At 25.9% G+C, this 6,206-nt stretch carries 4 protein-coding genes; all 4 read right to left on the bottom strand.

What is annotated here, in order from left to right:
* Nucleotides 1-257: 257 nt before the first annotated feature.
* Entirely contained in the window at nucleotides 258-3,488 is a 3,231-nt protein-coding gene (gene dnaE / locus D9V73_RS01120) for a DNA polymerase III subunit alpha (protein WP_158336454.1), read from the bottom strand.
* Between the two features lie 141 nt (nucleotides 3,489-3,629).
* A complete protein-coding gene (gene fabZ / locus D9V73_RS01115; protein WP_158336453.1) occupies nucleotides 3,630-4,067 on the bottom strand; it encodes a 3-hydroxyacyl-ACP dehydratase FabZ in 438 nt (145 codons plus the stop codon).
* Between the two features lie 107 nt (nucleotides 4,068-4,174).
* The gene (gene uppS, locus D9V73_RS01110) at nucleotides 4,175-4,918 is read right to left on the bottom strand and encodes a polyprenyl diphosphate synthase (protein WP_158336452.1); all 744 of its coding nucleotides are present in this window, start codon (nucleotides 4,916-4,918) and stop codon (nucleotides 4,175-4,177) included.
* A 42-nt stretch (nucleotides 4,919-4,960) separates the two neighbouring features.
* Nucleotides 4,961-6,157, bottom strand: a complete 1,197-nt coding sequence (ispC, locus tag D9V73_RS01105) for a 1-deoxy-D-xylulose-5-phosphate reductoisomerase (RefSeq protein ID WP_158336451.1) — start codon at nucleotides 6,155-6,157, stop codon at nucleotides 4,961-4,963.
* Nucleotides 6,158-6,206: the final 49 nt, after the last annotated feature.

Below are 6,206 nucleotides of genomic sequence, written 5' to 3'. Positions count from 1 at the left end.
ATTATTTATATTCCCAAAAATAATATAATTGTTAAAAATATAGCTATACGATGATACTCAAATCAAAATTTAATAATAATTAATGTATAATGAATACAGTATTTTATATAGATTTATTTACATTAAAAACGTCGATAACAAATTTACTTTTTATATAAATCTATTTATATTGCTTAATTTTTAATCATAACTAAAATATGTTATTTAATAAAAATTTTGACATATTAATTCAAATTAAAACTTTTACGTTAAATATTTTACAATTTTACTATTTTATTTACTAGTAAAACATGTTTTTTAATAACTTTATTTATTTTAATATTTCCAGAAATTACAACCACCAAGTCATTAACTAAATCAAATAGTAATCTATTCAAAATAGTATTAAATACTATCACATCTAGTTTAGAAAAATGATCTTCTAACGAAAATAATGCTATCTTGTTATTTTTTTGAGTAATTTTATATTTCAGCGAAGAAACCATTCCGAGAACAACCACTTCTTTTTTATCATTTAAACAATCAATATCTTTAACACGAACACAATTTTTATATTTCTTTATTACACTTATATATTGATCAACAGGATGTCCAGTAAGATATACACCTAAACAATCTTTTTCCCAGTCAAGTTTTAATTGATTAGGAAAATTTACGTTAACTAAAGAATCATTTTGTCGTATTGCTTTTAAATCCGACATTAAAGATCCAAACAATTCTACTTTCTTTAATTTCATCGATTTTACATATTGATTAGCTGATTTAATTATATTACTAAAATTATTCATCAATACTGATCTTTCTAATCCAAAACAATCACAACTGCCTGACTTGATTAACTTCTCAAGAACTCTTTTTGTTAACTTTTGTGAATTAATATGAATACATAAATCAAATAATTCAAGAAAAAATCCATAACTATTTCTAACATTAATAATAGAAGTAACGATATTTTTACCAATACCTTTTATAGCTCCTAATCCATAAATAATATTTCCAAAATTATCTACTTTGAAGTAATAATCACTTTTATTAATATCAGGAGGAATAATATTCAATTTCATTCTTTTACATTCATAAATTAATACAACTAATTTTTTAGTATTATCTATATCAGCGTTCATAGCAGATGACATAAATTCAGACGGATAATATAATTTTAACCATAAAGTTTGATATGATATCAAAGCATACGCAACAGAATGAGATTTATTAAATGCATATCCGGCAAAATTTTCTAATAAACTAAAAATATTCATAGCTATACTAGAAGAAATTCTATTTTTCATTGCTCCTAACTTAAATATCACTCTTTGCTTTTTCATTTCTAACGGATTTTTTTTCTCCATAGCACGACGTAAAATATCCGCATTACCCAAAGAATAACCTGCTAATACTTGAGCAATTTTCATAACTTGTTCTTGATATAAAACTACTCCGTAAGTCGATTCTAAAATAGGTATTAATGATACATGTTGCCATTTTTCATCAGGGTAAAATATTTTTTCTTTTCCATGCTTTCGATTTATGAAATTATCGACCATTCCAGATTTTAAAGGACCTGGTCTAAATAAAGCTACTAAAGCAACTAAATCTTCAAAGCAATCCGGTTTTAAACGAATAATTAAGTTCTTCATACCATATGATTCTAATTGAAAAATACCTATAGTGTGAGACAATTTTAAAAAATTAAAACAATTTTTATCCTTTAAAGAAATATTATTTATATTTATTGGAGTTTTTTTATCATTCACTAATTTATAATTTATTATTTTTATAGCATTATGAATCATAGTTAACGTTTTTAATCCTAAAAAGTCAAATTTCACTAATCCTATCGACTCAACATCTACTTTATCAAATTGAGTGATAGCATTAATGCCATCCTCATCGTAATATAAAGGAGAAAAATCCGTGATTTTGCTTGGAGAAATTACTAATCCTCCAGCATGTTTACCTACATTTCTAGTTACTCCTTCTAATTTCATAGCAATATCAATTAATTCTTTTACCTCTTCATTAGAACTATAAAGATTCAATAATTCTGATCTATGAGACAATACTTTTTTTAATGTTATTCCAGGATCTAATGGTACTAATTTAGAAATACGATTTAAAAATCCATATGGAAATCCAAGAACTCGACCTACATCTCTTATAACTGCTTTAGCTGTTAAAGTTCCAAAAGTGATAATTTGAGCTACAGATTCTTTTCCATATGTCATTGAAACATGTTCAATAACTTTATCTCTACTATCCATGCAAAAATCTATATCTAAGTCAGGCATTGAAACACGTTCTAAATTAAGAAATCTCTCAAATATTAAATCAAAACTTAACGGATCTATCTCAGTAATATTCAAAGCATATGATACTAAAGATCCAGCACCAGAGCCTCTTCCTGGACCAACAGGGATAGCTTTTCTTTTTGACCAATTAATGAATTCCATAACTATTAAAAAATATCCAGGGAAACCCATCTTATTAATTATATTTAGTTCAGATAATAAACGAGAAATATATCGTTCTTGATTAATATCCCGAATTTTTTTATCAGGATAAAGATACATTAAACGCTTAAATAAACCTTCTCTCGCTTTAGTTACTAAATAATCATTGATATTATTTTCTTCTATCGGAAATTTTGGTAAAAAATATTCTCCAAACTTTAAAATAACATTACACCGCTTCGCAATCTCTACACTATTTATAAGAGCCTCAGGAATATCAGAAAACAATTTACACATTTGTGCTTCATCTTTTAAAAACTGTTGAGATGTATAATTATGACCAACTTTGTCATTATTTATCGTATATCCTTTATTAATAAATACACGAATTTTGTGAATTAGAAAATTGCTTTCATTTAAAAAACACACTTCATTAGTCGCTACTAAAGGTATTCCTTCTCGATAAGACAGACATTTGACTTTATCAATATATTCTTCTTCATGTAACTTACCAGTTCGTATTATTTCAAAATAAAAAAAATTTTTAAAATATTTTTCATAAAACGATAAACTTCTATACAGCGCTAGGTTATTGTTACGTAGTATATTGATACCTATATCGCCATAACAACCACCTGATAATAAGATAATATCTTTGCAATGCTCGATTAGCCATGTTTTTTTTATTACTATTCCAATTTTATTACTATATCCACTTTGGTAGGCACGAGACAGTAAAACAATTAAACCCTTATATCCTATATTAGTAGATGCTAACAAAGTAATTTTTATCAATTCATTTGATGCAATATCATCAGAAATTACATTGACATCTACTCCAATAATAGGTTTTATTCCCTTTAAGAATGCTGCTTTATAAAACTTAATAACACCATGTAAATTACCAAAATCTGTAATAGCCATGGCTGGCATACCTAACTCTGCTACTCTGTCAACTAATATTTCAGGCTTTGATAATCCATCAATCATAGAAAAATCACTGTGTACTCGAAGATGAACAAATTTTGGATCTACCATTAAAATATTCCAAATTAAAATAATTCTAAAAACTGCACTATAAGTCTATATCTTATATAATAATCTAACACGTTGTTTACTATCTATCCATTCTAAAATCATTTTTTAACAAAAGTATAATATCAAAATACTAATATACAATTATGTATCATTCATAAAAGACATTTTAGCATTGCATGCAGTAATACCGTTTACTGATATATTTCCTTGAAATCGTATTATATTTTTACGAATAGTTATAATATTTACGTTTATTATCATTTTGTCTCCAGGAAATATCTTTTTTTTAAACCTTGCATAATCAATACTAGAAAAATAAAATAATTTTTTTTTACGTAATATGTTTATACTTTTATAAGCTAAAATGCATGCAGCTTGAAGCATAGATTCTAAAATCAATACTCCAGGAAAAATTGGATAGTTAGGAAAATGTCCTTGAAGAAAAAATTCATTTAATTGGATATGTTTTATGGCTATTATATATTTCTTTTCTTTGTAATCAATGACTTTATCAACAAACACAAAAGGATACCTATGCGGTAACAATTTTAAAATATCTTGTAATTCTAATTTACACATTTAATAAACCAAACAATATTAATACAACGAAAATGTTGCTATAATAAAAAAAATTTATAAAATAGTAACTTAAAAAAAATAGTTTATACTTACTAGTATAAATATTATTAATCTATGGAACCAAAACGTCGTTTTCTATTGATAAAAGAAAAAATTGCCTTTTCAAAAACACTTCTATTAAAATCAGGCCAAAGCACATTAGTAAAATATAATTCTGAATATGCAATTTGCCAAATACAAAAATTACTTAGTCGAAATTCACCCCCAGTTCTAATCACTAAATCTATAGGAATACAATGTTTAGTAGATAAATTTTTTGAAACAGTGTATTCAGTAATATTGTCAATTGACAAATAACAATTTTTTACTCTTTTGACAATTTTCTTTATTGCTTCAACAATATCCCATTTACCTCCATAGTTTGCCGCAATATTTAATATGAGACCATCATTATTGACTGTTAACTTTTCTACAATTTTAATTTGTTTTCTTAAAGAAGAACTAAATTTTGTAGTATCTCCAATTACCTTTAAGCAAATGTTTTTTTTATTCAAATTATTAACTTCACTATGCAAACTAAAAAAAAACAATTCCATTAGTACCATTATTTCTAATAACGGACGTTTCCAATTTTCACTACTGAATGCATATAAAGTAAGAATCTTAAACTTATAGAAAAGTGAAAAAGAAACCACGCGTCTAATTGTTCTCAATCCTGCTTGATGACCAAAAATACGCTCTTCTCCTCTTCTATTAGCCCATCTTCCATTTCCATCCATTATTATGGCTACATGTTTAGGTAAAGATTTGCTATAATTTTGATTGAGAATTAATAATTTTTTTAATAACATAAGCTTTATATTTTACCTTATTTCATTAATTAATTTTATATTTTACTTAATAAAATTTGAAATAAATTTTTTCGTTTTAATTCGAACGATTTTATCAATTTCTAATATATCTCTGAATATTATAGGATTAGAATAAGACAATGAACTCAAAGCAAAATCAATAACTCTATAAATATCGGTAAATTTGATTTGAGAATTTAAAAATGCAGAAACAGCTACTTCATTAGCGGAATTTAATATTACCATAGAAGAATGCCCGCTAGAAAATGCATTAAGAGCCAAATTTAAACATGGATATTTTTTAAAGTTCGGTTTCAAAAAAGACAATTTTTTAATCTTAAAAAAGTCTAAATGAGGTAAATTAAAATTAATACGATCTGGCCAAAACAGTGCATACAAAATAGAAATTTTAATATCATTAATTGACAAGTTTGCAATTATGCTACCGTCAATATATCTAACCATAGAATGTATAATAGATTGAGGATGAACAACTAATTCTATTTCAATATCAGAAGCATGAAATAATAGCTTTGCTTCAATATATTCAAATCCTTTATTCATCATAGTAGCAGAGTCAACCGAGATTTTTTTTCCCATAGACCAATTTGGATGCATACAAGCTTGACTAGGGGTAATAGTATGAAACTGTTTCAATGGAAAATTTAAAAATGGTCCACCAGATCCTGTTAAAATCATAGATTTAATTCCATTCTTACTAAGTTTAATTAATCCTATTTTTTTTTGAATATGAATAGGCAAACTCTGAAATATTGCGCTATGTTCACTATCAATTGGTAATAATAACGCATTATTTGATCTTACCTCTTTCATTAATAAATCATTACCAATAACAAGCGATTCTTTATTTGCTAACAATATCGTTTTACCAGATTGAATTGCATATAATGTAGGCATAAAACCTGCAGCACCTGCAATAGCAGAAATAACATAATCTACTGATTCTAAACTAGCTAACTTACATGCAGAGTGATCACCTGAAAGTACTCGAGTTGTGATGTTTCTTTTTTTAAGTTGAATCATTAATTCTTTAGCAGCGTTTATATTTTTTAATGATACCCATTCAGGAGAAAAAAGTTCACATTGCCGCAACATTACTTTAATGTTTTTGTTTGCAGACAAAGCAACAATTTTGAATAACTTAGGATATTTATGAACAATTAATAAAGTATTAATTCCAATTGATCCTGTAGAACCTAAAATAGTTAATCTTTTCACGACTATTTTCCAAGCTATACGATAATGTCACAAATTTAATAACAAAAAT

Source organism: Buchnera aphidicola (Melaphis rhois) (genome assembly GCF_005080745.1).
In the GTDB taxonomy this organism is placed as follows: Bacteria; Pseudomonadota; Gammaproteobacteria; order Enterobacterales; family Enterobacteriaceae; genus Buchnera_B; species Buchnera_B aphidicola_AT.
Note: the sequence above shows the minus strand (reverse complement) of the source record. Positions and strands in the feature narration are given on the sequence as shown.

Coding starts and splice junctions, on each gene's coding strand:
- dnaE (WP_158336454.1), bottom strand. CDS start 3,488: ATGGTAGATCCAAAATTTGTTCATCTTCGAGTACACAGTGATTTTTCT.
- uppS (WP_158336452.1), bottom strand. CDS start 4,918: ATGTTATTAAAAAAATTATTAATTCTCAATCAAAATTATAGCAAATCT.
- fabZ (WP_158336453.1), bottom strand. CDS start 4,067: ATGTGTAAATTAGAATTACAAGATATTTTAAAATTGTTACCGCATAGG.